The 18,798-nt window shown below is 68.1% G+C and carries 31 protein-coding genes; 30 read left to right on the top strand and 1 reads right to left on the bottom strand.

Going from position 1 to position 18,798, the window contains the following annotated elements; all coding sequences use genetic code 11:
* Positions 1-22 precede the first annotated feature (22 nt).
* From rplB to glmM, 30 genes are all read left to right on the top strand, one after another.
* On the top strand, positions 23-862 hold the full coding sequence (rplB, locus tag FPT20_RS12155; RefSeq protein WP_158865619.1) for a 50S ribosomal protein L2: 840 nt from the start codon (positions 23-25) through the stop codon (positions 860-862).
* A 12-nt stretch (positions 863-874) separates the two neighbouring features.
* Positions 875-1,156, top strand: a complete 282-nt coding sequence (rpsS, locus tag FPT20_RS12150; protein ID WP_018191964.1) for a 30S ribosomal protein S19 — start codon at positions 875-877, stop codon at positions 1,154-1,156.
* A gap of 24 nt (positions 1,157-1,180) precedes the next feature.
* Entirely contained in the window at positions 1,181-1,573 is a 393-nt protein-coding gene (rplV, locus tag FPT20_RS12145; protein ID WP_158865617.1) for a 50S ribosomal protein L22, read from the top strand.
* The gene (gene rpsC, locus FPT20_RS12140; protein ID WP_158865614.1) at positions 1,573-2,346 is read left to right on the top strand and encodes a 30S ribosomal protein S3; all 774 of its coding nucleotides are present in this window, start codon (positions 1,573-1,575) and stop codon (positions 2,344-2,346) included. Before rplV ends, rpsC begins: the two co-directional genes overlap by 1 nt.
* A gap of 2 nt (positions 2,347-2,348) precedes the next feature.
* Entirely contained in the window at positions 2,349-2,768 is a 420-nt protein-coding gene (gene rplP, locus FPT20_RS12135) for a 50S ribosomal protein L16 (protein WP_018191961.1), read from the top strand.
* On the top strand, positions 2,768-3,100 hold the full coding sequence (gene rpmC, locus FPT20_RS12130) for a 50S ribosomal protein L29 (RefSeq protein ID WP_158865612.1): 333 nt from the start codon (positions 2,768-2,770) through the stop codon (positions 3,098-3,100). Before rplP ends, rpmC begins: the two co-directional genes overlap by 1 nt.
* Positions 3,100-3,405, top strand: coding sequence for a 30S ribosomal protein S17 (gene rpsQ, locus FPT20_RS12125; RefSeq protein ID WP_158865610.1), 306 nt, complete (start codon positions 3,100-3,102; stop codon positions 3,403-3,405). The genes rpmC and rpsQ overlap by 1 nt, the downstream gene beginning before the upstream one ends.
* Positions 3,402-3,770 carry a 50S ribosomal protein L14 gene (gene rplN / locus FPT20_RS12120; protein WP_018191958.1) on the top strand — a complete coding sequence of 123 codons (369 nt, stop codon included), beginning with the start codon at positions 3,402-3,404 and terminating at the stop codon, positions 3,768-3,770. The genes rpsQ and rplN overlap by 4 nt, the downstream gene beginning before the upstream one ends.
* Positions 3,771-3,773: 3 nt before the next feature.
* Positions 3,774-4,133: a 50S ribosomal protein L24 gene (rplX, locus tag FPT20_RS12115; protein WP_158865608.1), complete on the top strand. Its 360-nt coding sequence runs from the start codon at positions 3,774-3,776 to the stop codon at positions 4,131-4,133.
* Positions 4,133-4,720 (top strand): 50S ribosomal protein L5, encoded by a 588-nt coding sequence (rplE, locus tag FPT20_RS12110; RefSeq protein ID WP_158865606.1) that lies wholly within the window; start codon positions 4,133-4,135, stop codon positions 4,718-4,720. Before rplX ends, rplE begins: the two co-directional genes overlap by 1 nt.
* A 100-nt stretch (positions 4,721-4,820) precedes the next feature.
* Positions 4,821-5,219 carry a 30S ribosomal protein S8 gene (rpsH, locus tag FPT20_RS12105; protein WP_158865604.1) on the top strand — a complete coding sequence of 133 codons (399 nt, stop codon included), beginning with the start codon at positions 4,821-4,823 and terminating at the stop codon, positions 5,217-5,219.
* Positions 5,220-5,225: 6 nt separating this feature from the next.
* The gene (rplF, locus tag FPT20_RS12100) at positions 5,226-5,762 is read left to right on the top strand and encodes a 50S ribosomal protein L6 (protein WP_158865602.1); all 537 of its coding nucleotides are present in this window, start codon (positions 5,226-5,228) and stop codon (positions 5,760-5,762) included.
* A 2-nt stretch (positions 5,763-5,764) separates the two neighbouring features.
* Positions 5,765-6,136, top strand: coding sequence for a 50S ribosomal protein L18 (rplR, locus tag FPT20_RS12095; RefSeq protein WP_158865600.1), 372 nt, complete (start codon positions 5,765-5,767; stop codon positions 6,134-6,136).
* Entirely contained in the window at positions 6,133-6,834 is a 702-nt protein-coding gene (rpsE, locus tag FPT20_RS12090; RefSeq protein WP_158865598.1) for a 30S ribosomal protein S5, read from the top strand. Before rplR ends, rpsE begins: the two co-directional genes overlap by 4 nt.
* Positions 6,834-7,019, top strand: a complete 186-nt coding sequence (rpmD, locus tag FPT20_RS12085) for a 50S ribosomal protein L30 (protein ID WP_158865596.1) — start codon at positions 6,834-6,836, stop codon at positions 7,017-7,019. Before rpsE ends, rpmD begins: the two co-directional genes overlap by 1 nt.
* Positions 7,019-7,675, top strand: coding sequence for a 50S ribosomal protein L15 (rplO, locus tag FPT20_RS12080; RefSeq protein WP_158865594.1), 657 nt, complete (start codon positions 7,019-7,021; stop codon positions 7,673-7,675). Before rpmD ends, rplO begins: the two co-directional genes overlap by 1 nt.
* 78 nt (positions 7,676-7,753) lie before the next feature.
* On the top strand, positions 7,754-9,076 hold the full coding sequence (gene secY / locus FPT20_RS12075) for a preprotein translocase subunit SecY (RefSeq protein ID WP_158865592.1): 1,323 nt from the start codon (positions 7,754-7,756) through the stop codon (positions 9,074-9,076).
* Positions 9,073-9,687: an adenylate kinase gene (locus FPT20_RS12070; RefSeq protein ID WP_158865590.1), complete on the top strand. Its 615-nt coding sequence runs from the start codon at positions 9,073-9,075 to the stop codon at positions 9,685-9,687. Before secY ends, FPT20_RS12070 begins: the two co-directional genes overlap by 4 nt.
* A gap of 12 nt (positions 9,688-9,699) precedes the next feature.
* A complete protein-coding gene (gene map, locus FPT20_RS12065) occupies positions 9,700-10,530 on the top strand; it encodes a type I methionyl aminopeptidase (protein ID WP_158865588.1) in 831 nt (276 codons plus the stop codon).
* Positions 10,531-10,692: 162 nt separating this feature from the next.
* The gene (gene infA / locus FPT20_RS12060; protein ID WP_011186713.1) at positions 10,693-10,914 is read left to right on the top strand and encodes a translation initiation factor IF-1; all 222 of its coding nucleotides are present in this window, start codon (positions 10,693-10,695) and stop codon (positions 10,912-10,914) included.
* Between the two features lie 81 nt (positions 10,915-10,995).
* On the top strand, positions 10,996-11,109 hold the full coding sequence (rpmJ, locus tag FPT20_RS12055) for a 50S ribosomal protein L36 (RefSeq protein ID WP_018191946.1): 114 nt from the start codon (positions 10,996-10,998) through the stop codon (positions 11,107-11,109).
* A 153-nt stretch (positions 11,110-11,262) separates the two neighbouring features.
* On the top strand, positions 11,263-11,637 hold the full coding sequence (rpsM, locus tag FPT20_RS12050) for a 30S ribosomal protein S13 (RefSeq protein WP_158865586.1): 375 nt from the start codon (positions 11,263-11,265) through the stop codon (positions 11,635-11,637).
* A 32-nt stretch (positions 11,638-11,669) separates the two neighbouring features.
* A complete protein-coding gene (gene rpsK / locus FPT20_RS12045; RefSeq protein WP_055821293.1) occupies positions 11,670-12,068 on the top strand; it encodes a 30S ribosomal protein S11 in 399 nt (132 codons plus the stop codon).
* A gap of 118 nt (positions 12,069-12,186) precedes the next feature.
* The gene (locus FPT20_RS12040; protein WP_158865584.1) at positions 12,187-13,182 is read left to right on the top strand and encodes a DNA-directed RNA polymerase subunit alpha; all 996 of its coding nucleotides are present in this window, start codon (positions 12,187-12,189) and stop codon (positions 13,180-13,182) included.
* Positions 13,183-13,231: 49 nt separating this feature from the next.
* The gene (gene rplQ, locus FPT20_RS12035) at positions 13,232-13,813 is read left to right on the top strand and encodes a 50S ribosomal protein L17 (protein WP_158865582.1); all 582 of its coding nucleotides are present in this window, start codon (positions 13,232-13,234) and stop codon (positions 13,811-13,813) included.
* A gap of 87 nt (positions 13,814-13,900) precedes the next feature.
* Positions 13,901-14,935: a GNAT family N-acetyltransferase gene (locus tag FPT20_RS12030; RefSeq protein WP_233265501.1), complete on the top strand. Its 1,035-nt coding sequence runs from the start codon at positions 13,901-13,903 to the stop codon at positions 14,933-14,935.
* On the top strand, positions 14,925-15,794 hold the full coding sequence (gene truA / locus FPT20_RS12025) for a tRNA pseudouridine(38-40) synthase TruA (protein ID WP_158865580.1): 870 nt from the start codon (positions 14,925-14,927) through the stop codon (positions 15,792-15,794). Before FPT20_RS12030 ends, truA begins: the two co-directional genes overlap by 11 nt.
* A gap of 196 nt (positions 15,795-15,990) precedes the next feature.
* Entirely contained in the window at positions 15,991-16,437 is a 447-nt protein-coding gene (gene rplM / locus FPT20_RS12020) for a 50S ribosomal protein L13 (protein ID WP_158865578.1), read from the top strand.
* A gap of 50 nt (positions 16,438-16,487) precedes the next feature.
* Positions 16,488-16,985, top strand: a complete 498-nt coding sequence (rpsI, locus tag FPT20_RS12015) for a 30S ribosomal protein S9 (RefSeq protein ID WP_158865576.1) — start codon at positions 16,488-16,490, stop codon at positions 16,983-16,985.
* Between the two features lie 25 nt (positions 16,986-17,010).
* Positions 17,011-18,372, top strand: a complete 1,362-nt coding sequence (gene glmM / locus FPT20_RS12010; protein WP_158865574.1) for a phosphoglucosamine mutase — start codon at positions 17,011-17,013, stop codon at positions 18,370-18,372.
* A 42-nt stretch (positions 18,373-18,414) separates the two neighbouring features.
* On the opposite strand, the gene FPT20_RS12005 is transcribed toward glmM, so the two are convergent.
* The gene (locus FPT20_RS12005) at positions 18,415-18,723 is read right to left on the bottom strand and encodes a helix-turn-helix domain-containing protein (RefSeq protein ID WP_158865572.1); all 309 of its coding nucleotides are present in this window, start codon (positions 18,721-18,723) and stop codon (positions 18,415-18,417) included.
* Between the last annotated feature and the right edge of the window lie 75 nt (positions 18,724-18,798).

The raw sequence follows: 18,798 nt of genomic DNA, 5'->3' as shown, positions 1-18,798 counted from the left end.
GAAGGACTAGAGGAAGACAGACATGGCTATTCGTAACTACAAGCCCACGACCCCTGGTCGTCGCGGCTCCTCGGTCGCCGACTTCGCGGAGATCACCCGGTCCACGCCGGAGAAGTCGCTGCTCCGTCCGCTGTCGAAGACCGGTGGGCGCAACAACCAGGGCCGCATCACGACCCGTCACATCGGTGGTGGCCACAAGCGCCAGTACCGCGTGATCGACTTCCGTCGCAACGACAAGGACGGCGTCAACGCCAAGGTCGCTCACATCGAGTACGACCCCAACCGCACGGCCCGCATCGCGCTCCTCCACTTCCTGGACGGCACGAAGCGCTACATCCTCGCGCCGCAGGGCCTCAAGCAGGGCGACATCGTCGAGTCGGGCGCCGGCGCGGACATCAAGCCGGGCAACAACCTGCCGCTGCGCAACATCCCGACCGGTACCGTCGTGCACGCGATCGAGCTGAAGCCGGGTGGAGGCGCGAAGCTCGCGCGTTCCGCCGGCGCCTCGGTCCGTCTCGTCGCCAAGGACGGCCCCTACGCCCAGCTGCGCCTCCCCTCGGGCGAGGTCCGCAACGTCGACGCCCGCTGCCGCGCCACGATCGGCGAGGTCGGCAACGCCGAGCAGTCGAACATCAACTGGGGCAAGGCCGGCCGTCTCCGCTGGAAGGGCGTCCGCCCGACCGTCCGCGGTGTCGCGATGAACCCGATCGACCACCCGCACGGTGGTGGTGAGGGCAAGACCTCCGGTGGTCGCCACCCGGTCAGCCCGTGGGGTCAGAAGGAAGGCCGTACGCGCCACCCCAACAAGGAAAGCGACAAGCTCATCGTCCGCCGTCGGAACGCCGGCAAGAAGCGCAAGTAGGAGTTCGAGAAGATGCCACGCAGTCTCAAGAAGGGCCCCTTCGTCGACGAGCACCTGTTTCGCAAGGTGGTCGCCGCGAACGAGGCCAACAGCAAGAACGTCATCAAGACGTGGTCGCGCCGCTCGATGATCGTCCCGGCCATGCTCGGCCACACCATCGCGGTGCACGACGGTCGCAAGCACATCCCGGTGTTCGTCACCGAGACGATGGTCGGGCACAAGCTCGGCGAGTTCGCGCCCACCCGCACCTTCCGTGGTCACGTGAAGGACGACAAGAAGGGTCGTCGCCGCTAACGCGGTGACGTAAGGAGGAGAGAAATGGTGGAGTCGATCGCACGCGTGCGTCACATCCGCGTCACCCCCATGAAGGCCCGTCGCGTCGTCAACATGATCCGCGGCAAGCAGGCCCAGGAGGCACTGGCCATCCTGAAGTTCGCGCCCCAGAGCGCGAGCGAGCCGGTCTACAAGCTCGTCGCCTCGGCGATCGCCAACGCGCGCGTCAAGGCCGACCAGAGCAACACCTACCTGGACGAGCAGGACCTGTACGTGAGCCGCGCCTTCGTGGACGAGGGGACCACCCTCAAGCGGTTCCAGCCGCGTGCGCAGGGCCGGGCCTTCCGCATCAACAAGCGCACCAGCCACATCACGATCGTCCTCGCGACGCCGGACGAGGCCGAGGTTGCGAACGCTACGAAGAAGGCGAGCAAGTAATGGGCCAGAAAGTCAACCCGTACGGCTTCCGTCTGGGCATCACCACCGACCACGTGTCGCGGTGGTTCTCCGACAGCACCAAGCCGGGTCAGCGTTACAGCGACTACCTCGCCGAGGACGTCAAGATCCGCCGTCTGCTGCAGACCTCGCTCGACCGCGCGGGCGTCTCGCGCATCGAGATCGAGCGCACCCGTGACCGTGTCCGCGTCGACATCCACACCGCCCGCCCGGGCATCGTGATCGGTCGTCGCGGCGCCGAGGCCGAGCGCATCCGCGCCGACCTCGAGAAGCTCACCGGCAAGCAGATCCAGCTGAACATCCTCGAGGTGAAGAACCCCGAGGCCGACGCCCAGCTCGTCGCTCAGGGCATCGCCGAGCAGCTCTCCGCCCGCGTGGCCTTCCGCCGCGCGATGCGCAAGGGCCTGCAGGGTGCTCAGCGCGCCGGCGCCAAGGGTGTCCGCATCCAGGTGTCGGGCCGCCTCGGCGGCGCCGAGATGAGCCGCTCCGAGTTCTACCGCGAGGGTCGTGTGCCGCTGCACACGCTCCGCGCCAACATCGACTACGGCTTCTACGAGGCCAAGACCACCTTCGGTCGCATCGGTGTCAAGGTGTGGATCTACAAGGGCGACATCACGAACAAGGAGCTTGCTCGCGAGCAGGCCAACCAGAAGCCGTCGCGCGAGCGCAACGACCGTGACCGTCCGCGTCGCGGCGGTGGCCGGGGCAACGCTCCCGCCGAGACCGCGCCGGCCGCAGCAGGAGTTGAGGCATAACCATGTTGATCCCACGCAGAGTCAAGCACCGCAAGCAGCACCACCCCGGCCGGAGCGGCCAGGCGACCGGTGGCACGAAGGTCTCCTTCGGCGAGTTCGGCATCCAGGCCCTGACGCCCGCTTACGTGACCAACCGTCAGATCGAGTCCGCTCGTATCGCCATGACGCGTCACATCAAGCGCGGCGGCAAGGTGTGGATCAACATCTACCCCGACCGTCCGCTCACGAAGAAGCCCGCCGAGACCCGCATGGGTTCCGGTAAGGGCTCGCCGGAGTGGTGGGTCGCGAACGTCAAGCCGGGCCGGGTCCTCTTCGAGGTCTCGGGCGTCTCCGAGCAGCTCGCTCGCGAGGCCATGACCCGTGCAATCCACAAGCTGCCCCTCAAGGCACGCATCATCAAGCGCGAGGAGGGCGACGCGTAATGGCGATCGGTTCCAAGGAGCTCGCCTCGAGCGAGCTCGACACTTTCGAGGACGAGCGTCTCGTCGACGAGCTGAAGAAGGCCAAGGAGGAGCTGTTCAACCTCCGCTTCCAGTCGGCCACCGGACAGCTCGAGAGCCACGGCCGCCTGCGCGCCGTGAAGCGCGACATCGCTCGCATCTACACCGTGATCCGCGAGCGCGAGCTCGGGATCCGGGCCACCCCGGCTCCCGCCGAGGCTGCGCCCGCCAAGCCCGAAAAGAAGTCCCGTGCGAAGAAGGAGGCCCCCGCGGCCGCCGAGGTCGCCGAGACCGAGACCGAGGAGGCCAAGTAATGGCTGAGACCACCAAGGCCACGGCCGCGGAGTCGGCGGCCGGCGAGGCCCTCGTCCGCGGGTACCGCAAGGCCCGCCGCGGCTACGTCGTCAGCGACAAGATGGACAAGACCATCGTCGTCGAGGTCGAGGACCGCGTGAAGCACCCCCTGTACGGCAAGGTCATCCGCCGCACCTCCAAGGTGAAGGCGCACGACGAGAACAACACCGCCGGCATCGGCGACCTGGTTCTCATCAACGAGACCCGACCCCTGAGTGCCAGCAAGCGCTGGCGCCTGGTTGAGATTCTGGAGAAGGCCAAGTGATCCAGCAGGAATCCCGGCTCAAGGTCGCTGACAACACGGGCGCCAAGGAGCTCCTCGCGATCCGTGTGCTCGGCGGCTCCAGCCGTCGCTACGCCGGCCTCGGCGACGTCATCGTCGCCACGGTCAAGGACGCGATCCCCGGCGGCAACGTCAAGAAGGGCGATGTCGTCAAGGCCGTCGTCGTCCGCGTGCGGAAGAACACCCGCCGCCCGGACGGCTCCTACATCAAGTTCGACGAGAACGCCGCCGTGATCCTGAAGAACGACGGGGACCCCCGTGGCACCCGTATCTTCGGCCCGGTCGGCCGTGAACTCCGCGACAAGAAGTTCATGAAGATCATCTCGCTCGCTCCGGAGGTGCTGTAACCCATGGCCAACATCAAGAAGGGCGACCTGGTCCAGGTCATCTCGGGCCGCTCGCAGGCCCGCGGTGGCGACCGGGGCAAGCAGGGCCGCGTCATCGAGGTCCTGGTCGAGAAGAACCGCGTCATCGTCGAGGGCGTCAACTTCGTGACCAAGCACGTTCGCGTCGGCCAGACGCAGCGCGGCACGAAGACCGGCGGCATCGAGACCCACGAGGCCCCGATCCACGTCTCGAACGTGGCGCTGGTCGACCCCGAGACCAAGAAGCCGACCCGCGTCGGTTTCCGCACCGAGACCGTTACGAAGGACGGCGTCACCAAGACGGTCCGCGTTCGTTACGCCAAGAAGTCTGGTAAGGACCTGTAATGACCGACACTGCAACGACGGCTGGCAAAATCCAGCCTCGCCTGAAGCAGAAGTACAAGAACGAGATCGCCAAGCAGCTCCAGAGCGACTTCGGCTTCACCAACGTGCACCAGGTGCCCGGTCTGGTGAAGATCGTCGTCAACATGGGTGTCGGCGAGGCGGCTCGCGACGGCAAGGTGATCGACGGCGCGGTCAACGACCTCACGCTGATCACCGGCCAGAAGCCGCAGGTCACCAAGGCCCGGAAGTCCATCGCGCAGTTCAAGCTGCGCGAGGGCCAGCCGATCGGCGCGCACGTCACGCTGCGCGGCGACCGGATGTGGGAGTTCCTCGACCGCCTCCTCTCGCTCGCCCTGCCCCGCATCCGCGACTTCCGCGGCCTCAGCGACAAGCAGTTCGACGGGAACGGCAACTACACGTTCGGTCTCACGGAGCAGTCGATGTTCCACGAGATCAACCAGGACCGCATCGACCGCGTCCGCGGTATGGACATCACGGTCGTGACCACCGCCAAGACCGACGACGAGGGCCGCGCGCTGCTGAAGCAGCTCGGCTTCCCGTTCCGCTCGGCCGACGCGGGCAACTAGGTCCCACCTGCGGGCCGGCCGCCCGGCCGGCCCGCTTCCACCACAGGTCGTCAGTCGTGTACGGCTGAACGAAACCTGGTGATACGTAAGGAAAACAGCAATGACAATGACAGATCCGGTCGCAGACATGCTGACCAGACTGCGCAACGCGAACTCGGCGCACCACGACACCGTGTCGATGCCGCACTCGAAGCTCAAGGCCCACATCGCCGAGATCCTCACCTCCGAGGGCTACATCTCCGGCTGGGAGGTCACCGACGCGCGCGTCGGGAAGACCCTGACCCTGAACCTCAAGTTCGGTCCGAACCGCGAGCGTTCCATCGCCGGTATCAAGCGCGTGTCCAAGCCCGGCCTTCGCGTCTACGCGAAGTCCACCGAGATCCCCAAGGTCCTCGGCGGGCTCGGCGTCGCCATCCTGTCCACCTCCTCCGGTCTGCTCACCGACCGTCAGGCTGAGAAGAAGGGCGTGGGTGGGGAAGTCCTCGCCTACGTGTGGTAACCCGCCATGTCGCGTATTGGAAGACTGCCCATCGACGTCCCGAACGGGGTCGATGTGAAGATCGACGGCCAGGCCGTCACCGTCAAGGGCCCGAAGGGCGAGCTCAGCCTCACCGTCGCGGAGCCGATCGAGGTCAAGATCGAGGAGAACCAGGTCCTCGTCACCCGCCCCGACGACGAGCGCGAGTCGCGTTCGCTCCACGGCCTCACCCGGACCCTCATCAACAACCAGATCATCGGCGTCACCCAGGGCTACTCCAAGGGCCTGGAGATCGTCGGCACGGGTTACCGCGTGACGCAGAAGGGCGCGGCCGTCGAGTTCGCGCTCGGCTTCTCGCACCCGGTGACCGTCGAGCCGCCGGCCGGCATCACGTTCACGGTCGAGGGCAACAACCGCCTCACCGTCAGCGGCATCGACAAGCAGGCCGTGGGCGAGGTCGCCGCGAACATCCGCAAGATCCGCAAGCCCGAGCCGTACAAGGGCAAGGGCGTGCGCTACGCCGGCGAGGTCGTTCGTCGCAAGGCCGGAAAGGCTGGTAAGTAATCATGGCTCTGGGTACCAGAGGAAAGAGCAAGGCGGCCGCCCGCGACCGCCGTCACACCCGCCTTCGCAAGAAGATCGAGGGCACCGCGGCCCGTCCGCGCCTGATCGTCACCCGTTCGGCCCGCCACGTCTTCGTGCAGGTCGTCGACGACGCGCAGGGCCACACGCTGGCCTCGGCCTCCACCATGGAGGCGGACCTCCGCAGCTTCGACGGTGACAAGACCGCCAAGGCGCGCAAGGTCGGCGAGCTCGTCGCCGAGCGCGCGAAGAGCGCCGGCATCGAGGCGGTCGTGTTCGACCGCGGCGGCAGCAAGTACGCGGGTCGCGTCGCGGCCGTCGCCGAAGGCGCTCGAGAGGGTGGATTGAACCTGTGAGTGACAACAAGGAGCAGACCGTGGCCGACCAGGCAGTGGCCGAGCAGCCGGTGGAGACCGCTGCGTCGACCGACAACACCCAGCGCGAGCGCGAGCCGCGCCGTGGCGGCCGTGAGCGCAACCCCAACCGGGACCGCGGCAGCCGCGACCAGGACAAGAGCCAGTTCCTCGAGCGCGTGGTGACCATCAACCGCGTCTCGAAGGTCGTCAAGGGCGGACGCCGCTTCAGCTTCACGGCCCTCGTGGTCGTCGGCGACGGCAACGGACTCGTGGGCGTCGGCTACGGCAAGGCCCGCGAGGTCCCGCTCGCGATCTCGAAGGGCGTCGAGGAGGCGAAGAAGAACTTCTTCCGCGTCCCGCGCGTCGGCAACACCATCCCGCACCCGGTGCAGGGTGAGGCCGCTGCCGGTGTCGTCCTCCTTCGTCCGGCCGCCGCCGGTACCGGTGTCATCGCCGGTGGCCCGGTGCGCGCCGTGCTCGAGTGCGCCGGCATCCACGACGTGCTGAGCAAGTCGCTCGGCTCGTCCAACACGATCAACATCGTGCACGCGACCGTCGAGGCGCTGAAGCAGCTCGAGGAGCCCCGCGCCGTCGCTGCCCGCCGTGGCCTCGACTACGACCAGGTCGCCCCCGCCCGCCTGCTTCGCACCGAGGCTGCGCTGGCGGAGGCCGCCGCGACCGCGAAGGCAGGTGCCTGATGGCTGCGCGTCTGAAGATCACGCAGATCAAGTCGAAAGTGAGCGAGAAGCAGAACCAGCGCAACACCCTGCGCAGCCTGGGTCTGAAGCGCATCGGTGACGTCGTCGTCCGCGAGGACAACCCGCAGAACCGCGGGTACGTCAACACCGTCGCTCACCTGGTGAAGGTTGAGGAGATCGACTAATGGCTGACGAGAAGGCCACCACCGAGGCCGCCGAGAAGCCGGCCACCAAGAAGCCCGCCACCAAGGCCGCCGCCGACAAGCCGGCGACCGAGAAGAAGGCTCCGGCCAAGAAGGCCCCGGCGAAGGCCGGCGCCTCCCAGGCCGCTGACAGCAAGGACGAGACCGTCTCCGCCCCGGCGAAGAAGGCCCCGGCCAAGAAGGACGTCGCGGAGCCCCGCGAGCAGGTCCTGAAGGTGCACCACCTGCGCCCCGCCGCCGGTGCCAAGAAGGACAAGACCCGCGTCGGACGCGGTGAGGGTTCCAAGGGCAAGACGGCCGGTCGCGGTACCAAGGGAACCAAGGCCCGCTACCAGGTCCGCCCGGGCTTCCAGGGCGGTCAGCTTCCGTTCCACATGCGTTCGCCGAAGCTTCGCGGCTTCAAGAACCCGTTCCGGGTCGAGTACCAGGTCGTGAACCTGGAGAAGCTCGCCGAGCTGTACCCGTCCGGCGGTGACGTCACCGTCGATGACCTCGTCGCCAAGGGCGCCGTTCGCAAGAACGAGAAGGTCAAGGTTCTCGGCAACGGGGACATTGCGGTTAAGCTGAACGTTGCGGTCGACAAGGTCTCCGGCTCCGCCGAGCAGAAGATCGTCGCCGCTGGTGGCTCTGTCAAGTAGCCGCCCGTAAGGCAGTGCAGTCGGGTGGCCGGGAGACCGGTCACCCGACTGACTCTTATTCGAAAGCAGGACGCACGATTGTTTAGCGCCGTCGCCCGCATCTTCCGCACGCCGGATCTCCGCAGGAAGATCTTCTTCACGCTGGGGATCATCGCCCTGTTCCGACTGGGCTCGTTCATCCCGGCGCCCTTCGTCGACTTCGGCAACGTCCAGACCTGTCTGAACGCCAACCAGGACACCTCGGGCCTGTACTCGCTGGTCAACCTGTTCTCCGGCGGCGCCCTCCTCAAGCTCTCCATCTTCGCGCTGGGCATCATGCCGTACATCACCGCGTCGATCATCGTGCAGCTGCTGCGCGTGGTCATCCCGCGGTTCGAGACCCTCTACAAGGAGGGGCAGGCCGGCCAGGCGAAGCTCACGCAGTACACGCGCTACCTCACCATCGCGCTGGGCGTCCTCCAGTCGACGACCCTCATCACCGTCGCCCGCAGCGGAGCGCTGTTCGGAACGACCGCCGTCTCCCAGTGCACGCAGCTCATCACCGACGACTCCTGGTACGCGATCCTCCTCATGGTCATCACCATGACGGCGGGCACCGGCCTCATCATGTGGATGGGCGAGCTCGTCACCGAGCGCGGCATCGGCAACGGCATGTCGCTCCTGATCTTCACGTCCATCGCGGCGCAGTTCCCGAGCTCGCTCTGGGCCATCGCCCAGTCGCAGAGCGTCGAGATCCTCCTCGTGGTGATCGCGATCGGCCTCCTCATCGTGGCCGCGGTCGTGTTCGTCGAGCAGTCCCAGCGGCGGATCCCGGTGCAGTACGCGAAGCGCATGGTGGGTCGCCGCACCTACGGCGGCAACAACACCTACATCCCGATCAAGGTGAACATGGCCGGCGTCGTGCCCGTCATCTTCGCCTCGTCGCTGCTGTACCTCCCGGCCCTGATCGCGCAGTTCAACCAGCCCGCCGCCGGCAAGGCCCCGGCCCCGTGGGTCACCTGGATCACGAACTACCTGACCAAGGGCGACCACCCGCTCTACATGCTGCTGTACTTCCTCCTGATCGTCGGCTTCACGTACTTCTACGTGGCCATCACGTTCAACCCGGAGGAGGTCGCCGACAACATGAAGAAGTACGGCGGGTTCATCCCCGGCATCCGCGCGGGGCGTCCGACGGCCGAGTACCTCGACTACGTGCTCACCCGAGTGACCCTCCCCGGTGCGATCTATCTCGGCATCATCGCGCTGATCCCGCTGATCGCGTTCGCAGCACTAGGCGCCAGCCAGAACTTCATGTTCGGCGGCACGTCCATCCTGATCATCGTCGGTGTGGGCCTCGAGACGGTCAAGCAGATCGACTCGCAGCTGCAGCAGCGACACTACGAAGGGCTTCTGCGTTGACCCGTCTTCTGATCGTCGGTCCTCCCGGAGCGGGCAAGGGCACCCAGGCCGCCCGCATCAGCACGGAATTCGGCATCCCCGACATCTCCACGGGCGACATCTTCCGGGCCAACATCAAGAACGAGACGGAGCTCGGCAAGCAGGTCAAGGCGATCGTCGACGCGGGCGACTACGTCCCCGACAGCCTGACGAACCAGCTGGTCGCCGACCGGCTCGACGAGGAGGACGCCCGCCCCGGCTTCCTCCTCGACGGCTACCCCCGCACGCTGGCGCAGGTCGAGTACCTCGACGAGCTCCTGGCGAGCCGCGGGCACAGGCTCGAGGCGGTCGTCCAGCTCACCGCCGACCAGGACGAGATCGTGGAGCGCCTGACCAAGCGCGCTCGCGAGCAGGGCCGGGCCGACGACTCCGAGGAGGCGATCCGCCACCGCCAGGAGGTCTACCTCCGCGAGACGTCGCCGCTCGTCGAGCTCTACCGCGAGCGCGGCCTCCTCCTCCCGGTCGACGGTCTCGGCGGCATCGACGAGGTGGCGCAGCGTGTCGCCGTCGCCCTCGCCGAGCGGGGCATCCGCCCGGCCGCCGGCGCGGCCGGCGCCGAGTCGGTCGCGTAGCGGTCGGGCCCCGTGGTCTTCAAGCGCTCGATCTACAAGTCGCCCGCCCAGCTCCGCCTCATGGTGGCTCCCGGGCGCGCGACCTCCGCGTCGCTCGACGCGGTCGCGTCCGCCGTCGCGGCCGGCGTCACCACCCTCGAGCTGGATACGCTCGCCGAGCGGGCGATCGTGGATGCGGGAGGCGCCTCCAACTTCAAGCTGGAGCCCGGATACCACCACACGATCTGCGCGTCGGTGAACGACGAGGTCGTGCACGGGATCCCGGGCGCGCGCGTGCTGGAGCCGGGTGACATCGTGTCGATCGACTCGGGGGCGATCCTCGATGGCTGGAACGGCGACGCCGCCCGCACCTTCATCGTGCCGGACCCGGCTCGGCCGGACGTCGTGGCGGAGCGTCAGCGCCTTGCGGCCGTGACCGAGCAGTCGCTGTGGCACGGGATCGCCCGGCTCGCCCGCGCGCGCCACCTCAACGAGGTCGGTGAGGCCGTGGAGGAGTACGTCGAGTCCCAGGGCGACTTCGGCATCCTGACCGACTACATCGGCCACGGCATCGGCCGGCGCATGCACGAGGAGCCGCCGGTGTTCAACTACCGGGTCCGCTCCAAGGGCCCGGAGGTCCGGCCCGGGCTCGTCGTCGCGATCGAGCCGATGATCGTGCTCGGCGACCCGGAGACCTACGTCAAGGACGACGGCTGGACGGTCGCCACCGAGGACGGCTCCGCCGCCGCGCACTGGGAGCACAGCGTCGCGGTGCACGCAGACGGCATCTGGGTGCTGACCGCGGAAGACGGCGGCGCCGCGGGGCTCGCGCCCTTCGGCATCACGCCGGCGCCGATCGCGTGACCCGCCGTTCGCTCACAGCGGCGGAGGATCATACACGCGGATTGGCGCAATCGCGCCCTTTCCCATAAGATAGATCCTTGGTGTCTTAGGCACGTTCCTGCGCGCCTTCTCCACCATCCAACGCACGACCAGCAAACCACCACGAGTAGCGACAGTGAGGCTATGGCCAAAAAAGACGGTGTCATCGAGATCGAAGGATCAGTGATCGAGGCGCTCCCCAACGCGATGTTCCGCGTGGAGCTCACCAACGGTCACAAGGTTCTTGCCCACATCTCCGGCAAGATGCGTCAGCACTACATCCGCATCCTCCCCGAGGACCGCGTGATCGTCGAGCTGAGCCCTTACGATCTGACCCGCGGCCGGATCGTCTACCGCTACAAGTAAAGGTCTGCTGTAAGTAACGGCCCCGCCACCGGGTAGCCCCTGGCGAGGTACGAGGACAGCGAACAAAGGTAAGAACCACTCATGAAGGTCAACCCCTCCGTCAAGCGCATCTGCGACAAGTGCAAGGTCATCCGTCGCAACGGCCGGGTCATGGTCATCTGCGAGAACCCGCGCCACAAGCAGCGTCAGGGCTGATACGGCACGGGCTGAACGCAGCTCTCACAACCGAATAACGACACAGGCGATCCCAGATCCCGCGGCCGCACGGCGGCAGCGGGGGACACCCTCGGAGGAGGCCGGGGCACCGGGACCGCTGAAGACCTCCACTCATCACAGGAGAAGCCACACATGGCACGTCTAGCAGGCGTCGACATCCCGCGCGAGAAGCGCGTGGAGGTCGCACTCACCTACATCTACGGCGTCGGGCGCACCCGCGCGCTGCAGACCCTTCGCGAGACCGGGATCTCCGGCGACATCCGCGTGAAGGACCTCACCGACGACCAGCTCGTCTCGCTCCGCGACTACATCGAGGGCAACTTCAAGGTGGAGGGAGACCTCCGTCGCGAGGTGGCCGCCGACATCCGCCGCAAGGTCGAGATCGGCAGCTACGAGGGCATCCGCCACCGCAAGGGCCTCCCGGTCCGCGGTCAGCGCACCAAGACGAACGCTCGCACCCGCAAGGGCCCGAAGCGCACCGTCGCCGGTAAGAAGAAGGCTCGCTAGGCCGACACCGCCTTTAGGATTCAGGAGAAATCATGGCAGCACCCAAGTCGGCCGTTCGCAAGCCGCGCAAGAAGGAAAAGAAGAACATCGCTGTGGGCCAGGCCCACATCAAGAGCACCTTCAACAACACCATCGTCTCGATCACCGACACCACCGGTGCGGTCATCAGCTGGGCCTCGTCCGGCGGCGTGGGGTTCAAGGGCTCGCGCAAGTCAACGCCGTTCGCGGCGCAGCTCGCGGCCGAGTCGGCCGCGCGCCAGGCGCAGGAGCACGGCATGAAGAAGGTCGACGTCTTCGTCAAGGGCCCGGGCTCGGGTCGCGAGACCGCGATCCGCTCCCTCCAGGCCGCGGGCCTCGAGGTCGGCTCGATCAACGACGTCACCCCGCAGGCGCACAACGGCTGCCGCCCGCCCAAGCGCCGTCGCGTCTGAGTTCTCTTTGGTCCGCCCAGGCGGCGATCCGTTCGGGTCGCCGCCTGACGGCGTGACACCCCCACCCCAGTAGAAGCGAGTGTCATATAGCGGACACTCAGCCGAAAGGAATCAACCAGTGCTCATTGCACAGCGTCCTACGCTCACCGAAGAGAACATCTCCGAGTTCCGTTCCCGGTTCGTCATAGAGCCGCTCGAGCCCGGGTTCGGCTACACCCTCGGTAACTCCCTGCGTCGCACCCTCCTCTCGTCGATCCCCGGCGCGGCGGTCACGAGCATCCGCATCGACGGCGTCCTCCACGAGTTCAGCACCGTCCCGGGTGTCAAGGAGGATGTCACCGAGATCATCCTGAACATCAAGGGCCTCGTTGTCTCGAGCGAGCACGACGAGCCGATCACCGCGTACCTCCGCAAGACGGGTGCCGGCCAGGTCACCGCGGCGGACATCTCCGCTCCGGCCGGCGTCGAGATCCACAACCCGGAGCTCGTCATCGCGACTCTGAACGACAAGGCGAAGTTCGAAGTCGAGCTGACCATCGAGCGCGGCCGCGGCTACGTGTCGGCGCAGCAGAACCGGAACGAGTACAGCGAGGCGGGCCAGATCCCGATCGACTCGATCTACTCGCCCGTGCTCAAGGTCACCTACCGCGTCGAGGCCACCCGTGCCGGTGAGCGCACCGACTTCGACCGCCTCGTGGTCGACGTGGAGACCAAGCCCGCGATCAGCCCGCGCGACGCGATCGCCTCCGCCGGCCGCACCCTGGTCGAGCTCTTCGGCCTGGCGCGCGAGCTCAACAGCGCAGCCGAGGGCATCGAGATCGGCCCGGCGCCGGTCGACGCCGTCCTCAGCTCCGAGCTGTCGATGCCGATCGAGGACCTCGACCTGTCGGTCCGCTCGTACAACTGCCTCAAGCGCGAGGGCATCAACACGGTGAGCGAGCTCGTGTCCCTGTCGGAGACGCAGCTCATGAACATCCGCAACTTCGGCCAGAAGTCGGTGGATGAGGTCAAGGACAAGCTGACGGAGATGGGCCTGTCGCTGAAGGACTCGGTCCCCGGGTTCGACGGCGCGCACTTCTACAGCGGCTACGAAGAGGACGAGTCCACCATCTGAGGCTGCCCCACGCACGCCTTCCGACTTTCAACACTGGAGATAACCGATCATGCCCAAGCCCACCAAGGGTCCCCGCCTGGGTGGCGGCCCCGCCCACGAGCGTCTGATGCTCGCCAACCTGGCGGCCGCGCTGTTCACGCACAAGAGCATCAAGACCACCGAGACGAAGGCCAAGCGCCTCCGTCCGGTGGCCGAGCGCCTCATCACGTTCGCGAAGCGCGGCGACCTGCACGCCCGCCGTCGTGTGCTGTCCGTGATCAGCGACAAGAGCGTCGTGCACGAGCTCTTCACCGAGATCGCGCCGCTGGTCGCCGAGCGTGAGGGCGGGTACACCCGCATCACCAAGCTCGGCTACCGCAAGGGCGACAACGCCCCGATGGCTCAGATCGAGCTCGTGCTCGAGCCGGTCAGCCCGAAGGTGAAGTCGAGCAGGAGCACCAAGGCCGCGACCCCGAAGGCCGCGCCGGCCGAGGAGGCCCCCGCCGCCGAGGAGACCCCCGCCGAGGAGTCGGCCGTCGAGGAGACCACCACCGAGACCACGGCCGCCGAGGCCGAGGTCGTGGAGGAGACCACCGGCGACGCCGAGGCCGCCGGTGAGACCGACGCCGAGTCGGAGGCCGAGAAGGCCTGACCTCTCGCACTCGCTCGAGGGCCCCGCATCCGCACGGATGCGGGGCCCTCGTCGTGTTCCCGGGGTGCCGTCTTCTAGGGTGAATGGGTGAGCACCATCGACGAACCGCGACTCGCTCCGCTCTCCGAGCGCGTCGCGGCTGCCGCCTCCCCCGTTCCGAGCCACCCGCTGATCCGTGAATGGCGCGCCGCCACCCTCGGTGACGTCGATGACGTCCATGAGCTCTACCAGGCCATGGACGCCGTCGACCATCCGAACTACCTGACGACGCGAGACGAGGTGGAGGAGCAACTCGGGTTCACCTTCATCGACCTCGAGAGGGACACGCTGCTCGCGATCACCCACGACGGTGTCCTGGCGGCCATCGGGATCGTGATGGAGCCACCGCGGCAGGAGACCCTGGTGAGGGAGTTCATGAACGGGGGAGTCCACCCCGCCCTCCGGGGCCGCGGGATCGGACGCGAGCTGATCGCCTGGCAGCGGGTCCGCGGCGAGCAGAAGCTGGCCGCGTCGGACAAGGCGCTGCCCGGCTGGCTCGTCGGCTACGCGGATGCCCGGTCGCCCGGCCGTCGCCGGCTGCTGGAGGCGGCCGGCTTCGAAGCGGTCCGGTACTTCCAGACCATGGAGCGCGAGCTGGCGGATCCCATCCCGGAGGTCACCCCCAGGACCGACGTCCGGATCGTCCCGTACGAGTCGGAGTTCGCCGCGGCCGTCCACGCGGCGCGCGACGACGCCTTCCGCGACCATTGGGGGAGCCAGCCGCTGAGCGACGAGCACTTCGCCAGTCTGGTGTCCGGCACCTTCGAACCGGCGCTCTCGTTCGTGGCGTTCGCAGGCGAGGAGGTCGCCGGCGTTGTCCTGTCCGACGTCAATGAGGAGGACTGGGCCGGCCAGGGCTTCTCGAGCGCCTACGTCTCGACGGTCGCGGTGACGCGCCCCTTCCGCGGCCGCCGCATCGCCCCGGTCCTTCTCCGGTGCGTGCTGGAGGCGGCGCGCGCGCGGGGGCTCGATCGCGTCGTGCTCGATGTCGACGCCGAGAACCCCACGGGGGCGCTGGGACTGTACACCGGGATGGGCTTCCGGGCGACGCAGTCGGAGATCGGGCTCCTCCGTGTCTACTGATCCCTCCACGCGCTACCGCTTGGACATCGCGTACCAGGGAACCGACTTCAACGGCTGGGGCAGGCAGCCCGGGTTGCGCACCGTGCAGGGGACCCTGGAGGAGGCGCTCGCCACGATCTTCCGGCGCGCGGGCGACCCTCCGCTGCTGACGGTCGCCGGCCGGACGGACGCGGGAGTGCACGCCGCGGGCCAGGTCGCGCATGTGGACCTTTCGCCGGAGCAGGAGGCGGTGCTGCGCAAACCGCACGGCAAGCGTCCGCCGCTCCCGCCCGAGGAGGCGCTGGGCCGCCGGCTCAACGGCATCCTGGGTCCCGTATCCGATGTCGTCGTCACCTCGGCATCCCGCGCCCGGGAGGGGTTCGACGCCCGGTTCTCGGCGCTCTGGCGTCGCTACGAGTACCGCGTGGCCGACCGGTCGGCCCGGCGCGACCCCCTGCAGCGCCATCGCACCGCTTGGGTCTCCTCCGACCTCGACGCCGACTCCATGGACATGGCGGCGCACGGGCTGCTCGGGCTCCACGACTTCGCGAGCTACTGCAAGGCGCGCGAGGGGGCGACGACGATCCGCACCCTCCTGTCGTTCTCCTGGCGCGAGGACCCCGATGGCGTGCTCGTCGCCGAGCTGACGGCGGACGCCTTCTGCCACAGCATGGTGCGCGCCCTGGTCGGGGCCTGCGTGGAGGTGGGGGAGGGCAAGCTCGCAGCCGGCGACCTCGTGGTGCTCCGCGACGAGAAGCGCCGCACCAGCGCCTTCAAGGTGATGCCGGCCCGGGGGCTCACCCTCATGGAGGTGGGCTATCCGGAGGGCGCCGAGCTCGCCCTCCGCGCCGAGCGCACGCGGGGCCTCCGGACGCTGTGACCGCGCCGCCCGGACGGTGCCGGTTTGACCGCCCCTCCCGCGTCACGTACCATTGATCTTTGGTGTCCGCGCCTCCTGCGGCGCGACATGCCGAACGTGAGCCCTCCACCGGTACGGTTCCTCCTCATCGAGACGGGAACCTCCACGGAGCGGGATTCACGAACTCCTCCGTTCGACACAGAAAGCAGCCACTACAGTGACGCGCACGTACTCCCCGAAGGCAGACGAGATCCAGCGGGACTGGGTCATCATCGACGCGACCGACGTCGTGCTCGGCCGTCTCGCCAGCCACACCGCCGCCCTCCTCCGCGGCAAGCACAAGCCGACCTTCGCCCCGCACATGGACAGCGGTGACTTCGTCATCATCGTCAACGCCGACAAGGTCGCCCTCACCGGTCAGAAGGCCGCTCAGAAGAAGGCCTACCGCCACTCGGGCTACCCGGGCGGGCTCTCGGCCGTGACCTACGCCGAGCTCCTCGAGAAGAACCCGATCCGCGCCGTCGAGAAGGCGGTCCGGGGCATGCTGCCGAAGAACTCGATCGGCCGCGCCCAGCTCCGCAAGCTGAAGGTCTACACCGGAAGCGAGCACCCGCACGCCGCCCAGCAGCCGAAGCCGTACACGCTCGGCCAGGTCGCCCAGTAAGCGCACCCGAGACCTTCCGACTGACCTAAAGACAAAGGATTATCACCACCGTGGCGAAGATCGCAGACAGCATCGACTCGGCCCAGGCCGAGAACGTCGAGTCCTACTCGACCGAGACCCCCGCCTCCGAGGCCCCGGCCGCCCCGCGCGCCGTCCTCTCCGTCCCCGGCGCGGCCGTCGGCCGCCGCAAGGAGGCCATCGCGCGCGTGCGCCTGGTCCCGGGTTCCGGCACCATCACGGTCAACGGCCGTGAGTTCGCGGACTACTTCCCGAACAAGCTCCACCAGCAGCTCATCACCGACCCGTTCAAGGTCCTCGACCTCATCGGCTCCTACGACGTCGTCGCGCGCATCACCGGCGGCGGCCCCTCGGGTCAGGCCGGCGCGCTGCGTCTCGCCATCGCCCGTGCGCTGAACGAGATCGACCGCGAGAACAACCGCCCCACGCTGAAGAAGGCGGGCTTCCTCACCCGTGACGCGCGCGTCACCGAGCGCAAGAAGGCCGGTCTCAAGAAGGCCCGCAAGGCGTCGCAGTTCTCCAAGCGCTGATCCCGTCAGCGTTCAGGTTCGCTTCATGCCCCGCCTTTTCGGAACGGACGGCGTCCGCGGTCTCGCGAACGGCAGTCTCACCGCCGAGCTGGCGCTCGGCCTCGCGCAGGCAGCTGCTGCTGTCCTGACGCGAGGCCGCAGCGCCGACGCCCGCCGTGCCGCAGGAATCCGTCCCACGGCGATCGTCGCCCGCGACCCGCGCGTCTCGGGCGAGTTCCTGGCGTCGGCCGTCGCCGCCGGACTCGCGAGTTCGGGCATCGACGTGTACGACGCCGGCGTGATCCCGACGCCGGCTGCGGCTTACCTGATCGCGGACTACGGCGCCGACTTCGGCGTCATGGTGTCCGCCTCCCACAACCCGGCGCCCGACAACGGCATCAAGATCTTCGCCCGCGGCGGGACCAAGCTTCCGGATGTCGTCGAGGACCGCATCGAGCAGTACCTCGAGCTGGAGAAGCTGCACCCGACCGGCGCCGATGTCGGACGGATCCGCCGCCTCCCCGACGCGGAGGACCGCTACGTGGTGCACCTGCTGGCGAGCCTCCCGCACCGCCTCGACGGCATCCACGTCGTGCTCGACTGCGCGCACGGCGCCGCGGCGGGCATCTCGCCCGAGGTCTTCACGGACGCGGGCGCCCGCGTCACCGTCATCGGCGACTCGCCGGACGGCATGAACATCAACGACGGCGTGGGCTCCACCCACCTCGACAAGCTCTCCGAGGCGGTTCTCCGGGCCGGCGCCGACGTGGGCATCGCGCACGACGGCGACGCCGACCGCTGCCTGGCGATCGACGCCGACGGCCGGGTCGTCGACGGCGACCAGATCATGGCGATCCTCGCTCTGGGGATGAAGGAGCGCGGCAAGCTCCGCGACGACACGCTGGTGGCCACGGTCATGAGCAACCTCGGCCTGAAACTCGCCATGCGCGAGCACGGCATCCGCGTCGTCGAGACGGCCGTCGGCGACCGTTACGTGCTCGAGGCGATGAACGAGAACGACTACTCCCTCGGCGGCGAGCAGTCCGGTCACGTCATCATGCGCGATTTCGCCACCACCGGCGACGGCATCCTGACGGGCCTGCACCTGCTCAGCGAGATGGCGCGCCAGCGGAAGCCCCTGTCCGAGCTCGCGAAGGCGATGACCGTCTACCCGCAGGTCATGGTGAACGTCAAGAACGTCGACCACCACGGCGTCCACACCGACGAGGCGCTCCAGGCCGCTGTGCAGACGGCCGAGGCGTCGCTCGGCGACGGCGGCCGTGTCCTGCTGCGTCCCTCCGGCACCGAGCCTCTCGTGCGCGTGATGGTGGAGGCGGCCGATCAGGACACCGCGCACCGGCTCGCCAACGAGCTGGCCGCCGTGGTCCGCGAGCGTCTCTCGCTCTGACGCCCGTACCGCCGCCCGCGACCTCGCGCGGTCGGCGCCGGATCAGTCGCGCTCTCGTGCCCGCTGGGCGGCGATGAAGTCCGTCACCGAGTAGGCGCGAGCCTTACCCGGCAGCATGCCCTTGCCGTAGAGCCCGGCCAGCAGGTCGGCCGGGTCCGTGTCGAGCGCCGTCGCGATGCGGACGATCGTCGTCAGCTCGGAGTTGGCCTCGCCTCGCTCGATGCGCCCGTAGTTGGTGACGTGCATGCCCGCGAGGTGCGCGATCTCCTCCTGGCTCCGGCCGAGCGCGATCCGCGCCTCCCGCACGCGCTGCCCGAACAGGGACGCGGCTTTCGAGCGGGGAGTGGCCATGTCTCATGACTACGGGACCGGTGCCGCTAAGACCAGAGCAGCAACCGCGCAAGCATTCAAGCGTGAGGCTTTCAG

Source organism: Leifsonia sp. AG29 (assembly GCF_009765225.1).
In the GTDB taxonomy this organism is placed as follows: domain Bacteria; phylum Actinomycetota; class Actinomycetes; order Actinomycetales; family Microbacteriaceae; genus Leifsonia.
The sequence above is the reverse complement of the archived record's forward strand: the minus strand, read 5'-3'. Positions and strand labels throughout refer to the sequence as shown.

What these genes read in the sequence shown, in the direction of transcription:
- rpsQ (WP_158865610.1), top strand. Translation starts at nt 3,100, where the DNA reads ATGGCTGAGACCACCAAGGCCACGGCCGCGGAGTCGGCGGCCGGCGAG.
- rpsC (WP_158865614.1), top strand. Translation starts at nt 1,573, where the DNA reads ATGGGCCAGAAAGTCAACCCGTACGGCTTCCGTCTGGGCATCACCACC.
- rplO (WP_158865594.1), top strand. Translation starts at nt 7,019, where the DNA reads ATGGCTGACGAGAAGGCCACCACCGAGGCCGCCGAGAAGCCGGCCACC.
- rplV (WP_158865617.1), top strand. Translation starts at nt 1,181, where the DNA reads ATGGTGGAGTCGATCGCACGCGTGCGTCACATCCGCGTCACCCCCATG.
- rpmD (WP_158865596.1), top strand. Translation starts at nt 6,834, where the DNA reads ATGGCTGCGCGTCTGAAGATCACGCAGATCAAGTCGAAAGTGAGCGAG.
- infA (WP_011186713.1), top strand. Translation starts at nt 10,693, where the DNA reads ATGGCCAAAAAAGACGGTGTCATCGAGATCGAAGGATCAGTGATCGAG.
- rplQ (WP_158865582.1), top strand. Translation starts at nt 13,232, where the DNA reads ATGCCCAAGCCCACCAAGGGTCCCCGCCTGGGTGGCGGCCCCGCCCAC.
- rpsK (WP_055821293.1), top strand. Translation starts at nt 11,670, where the DNA reads ATGGCAGCACCCAAGTCGGCCGTTCGCAAGCCGCGCAAGAAGGAAAAG.
- rplF (WP_158865602.1), top strand. Translation starts at nt 5,226, where the DNA reads ATGTCGCGTATTGGAAGACTGCCCATCGACGTCCCGAACGGGGTCGAT.
- rpsH (WP_158865604.1), top strand. Translation starts at nt 4,821, where the DNA reads ATGACAATGACAGATCCGGTCGCAGACATGCTGACCAGACTGCGCAAC.
- rplR (WP_158865600.1), top strand. Translation starts at nt 5,765, where the DNA reads ATGGCTCTGGGTACCAGAGGAAAGAGCAAGGCGGCCGCCCGCGACCGC.
- rpsS (WP_018191964.1), top strand. Translation starts at nt 875, where the DNA reads ATGCCACGCAGTCTCAAGAAGGGCCCCTTCGTCGACGAGCACCTGTTT.
- rpmC (WP_158865612.1), top strand. Translation starts at nt 2,768, where the DNA reads ATGGCGATCGGTTCCAAGGAGCTCGCCTCGAGCGAGCTCGACACTTTC.
- rpsM (WP_158865586.1), top strand. Translation starts at nt 11,263, where the DNA reads ATGGCACGTCTAGCAGGCGTCGACATCCCGCGCGAGAAGCGCGTGGAG.
- rplX (WP_158865608.1), top strand. Translation starts at nt 3,774, where the DNA reads ATGGCCAACATCAAGAAGGGCGACCTGGTCCAGGTCATCTCGGGCCGC.
- rplB (WP_158865619.1), top strand. Translation starts at nt 23, where the DNA reads ATGGCTATTCGTAACTACAAGCCCACGACCCCTGGTCGTCGCGGCTCC.
- FPT20_RS12005 (WP_158865572.1), bottom strand. Translation starts at nt 18,723, where the DNA reads ATGGCCACTCCCCGCTCGAAAGCCGCGTCCCTGTTCGGGCAGCGCGTG.
- rplE (WP_158865606.1), top strand. Translation starts at nt 4,133, where the DNA reads ATGACCGACACTGCAACGACGGCTGGCAAAATCCAGCCTCGCCTGAAG.
- rplP (WP_018191961.1), top strand. Translation starts at nt 2,349, where the DNA reads ATGTTGATCCCACGCAGAGTCAAGCACCGCAAGCAGCACCACCCCGGC.
- rpmJ (WP_018191946.1), top strand. Translation starts at nt 10,996, where the DNA reads ATGAAGGTCAACCCCTCCGTCAAGCGCATCTGCGACAAGTGCAAGGTC.
- glmM (WP_158865574.1), top strand. Translation starts at nt 17,011, where the DNA reads ATGCCCCGCCTTTTCGGAACGGACGGCGTCCGCGGTCTCGCGAACGGC.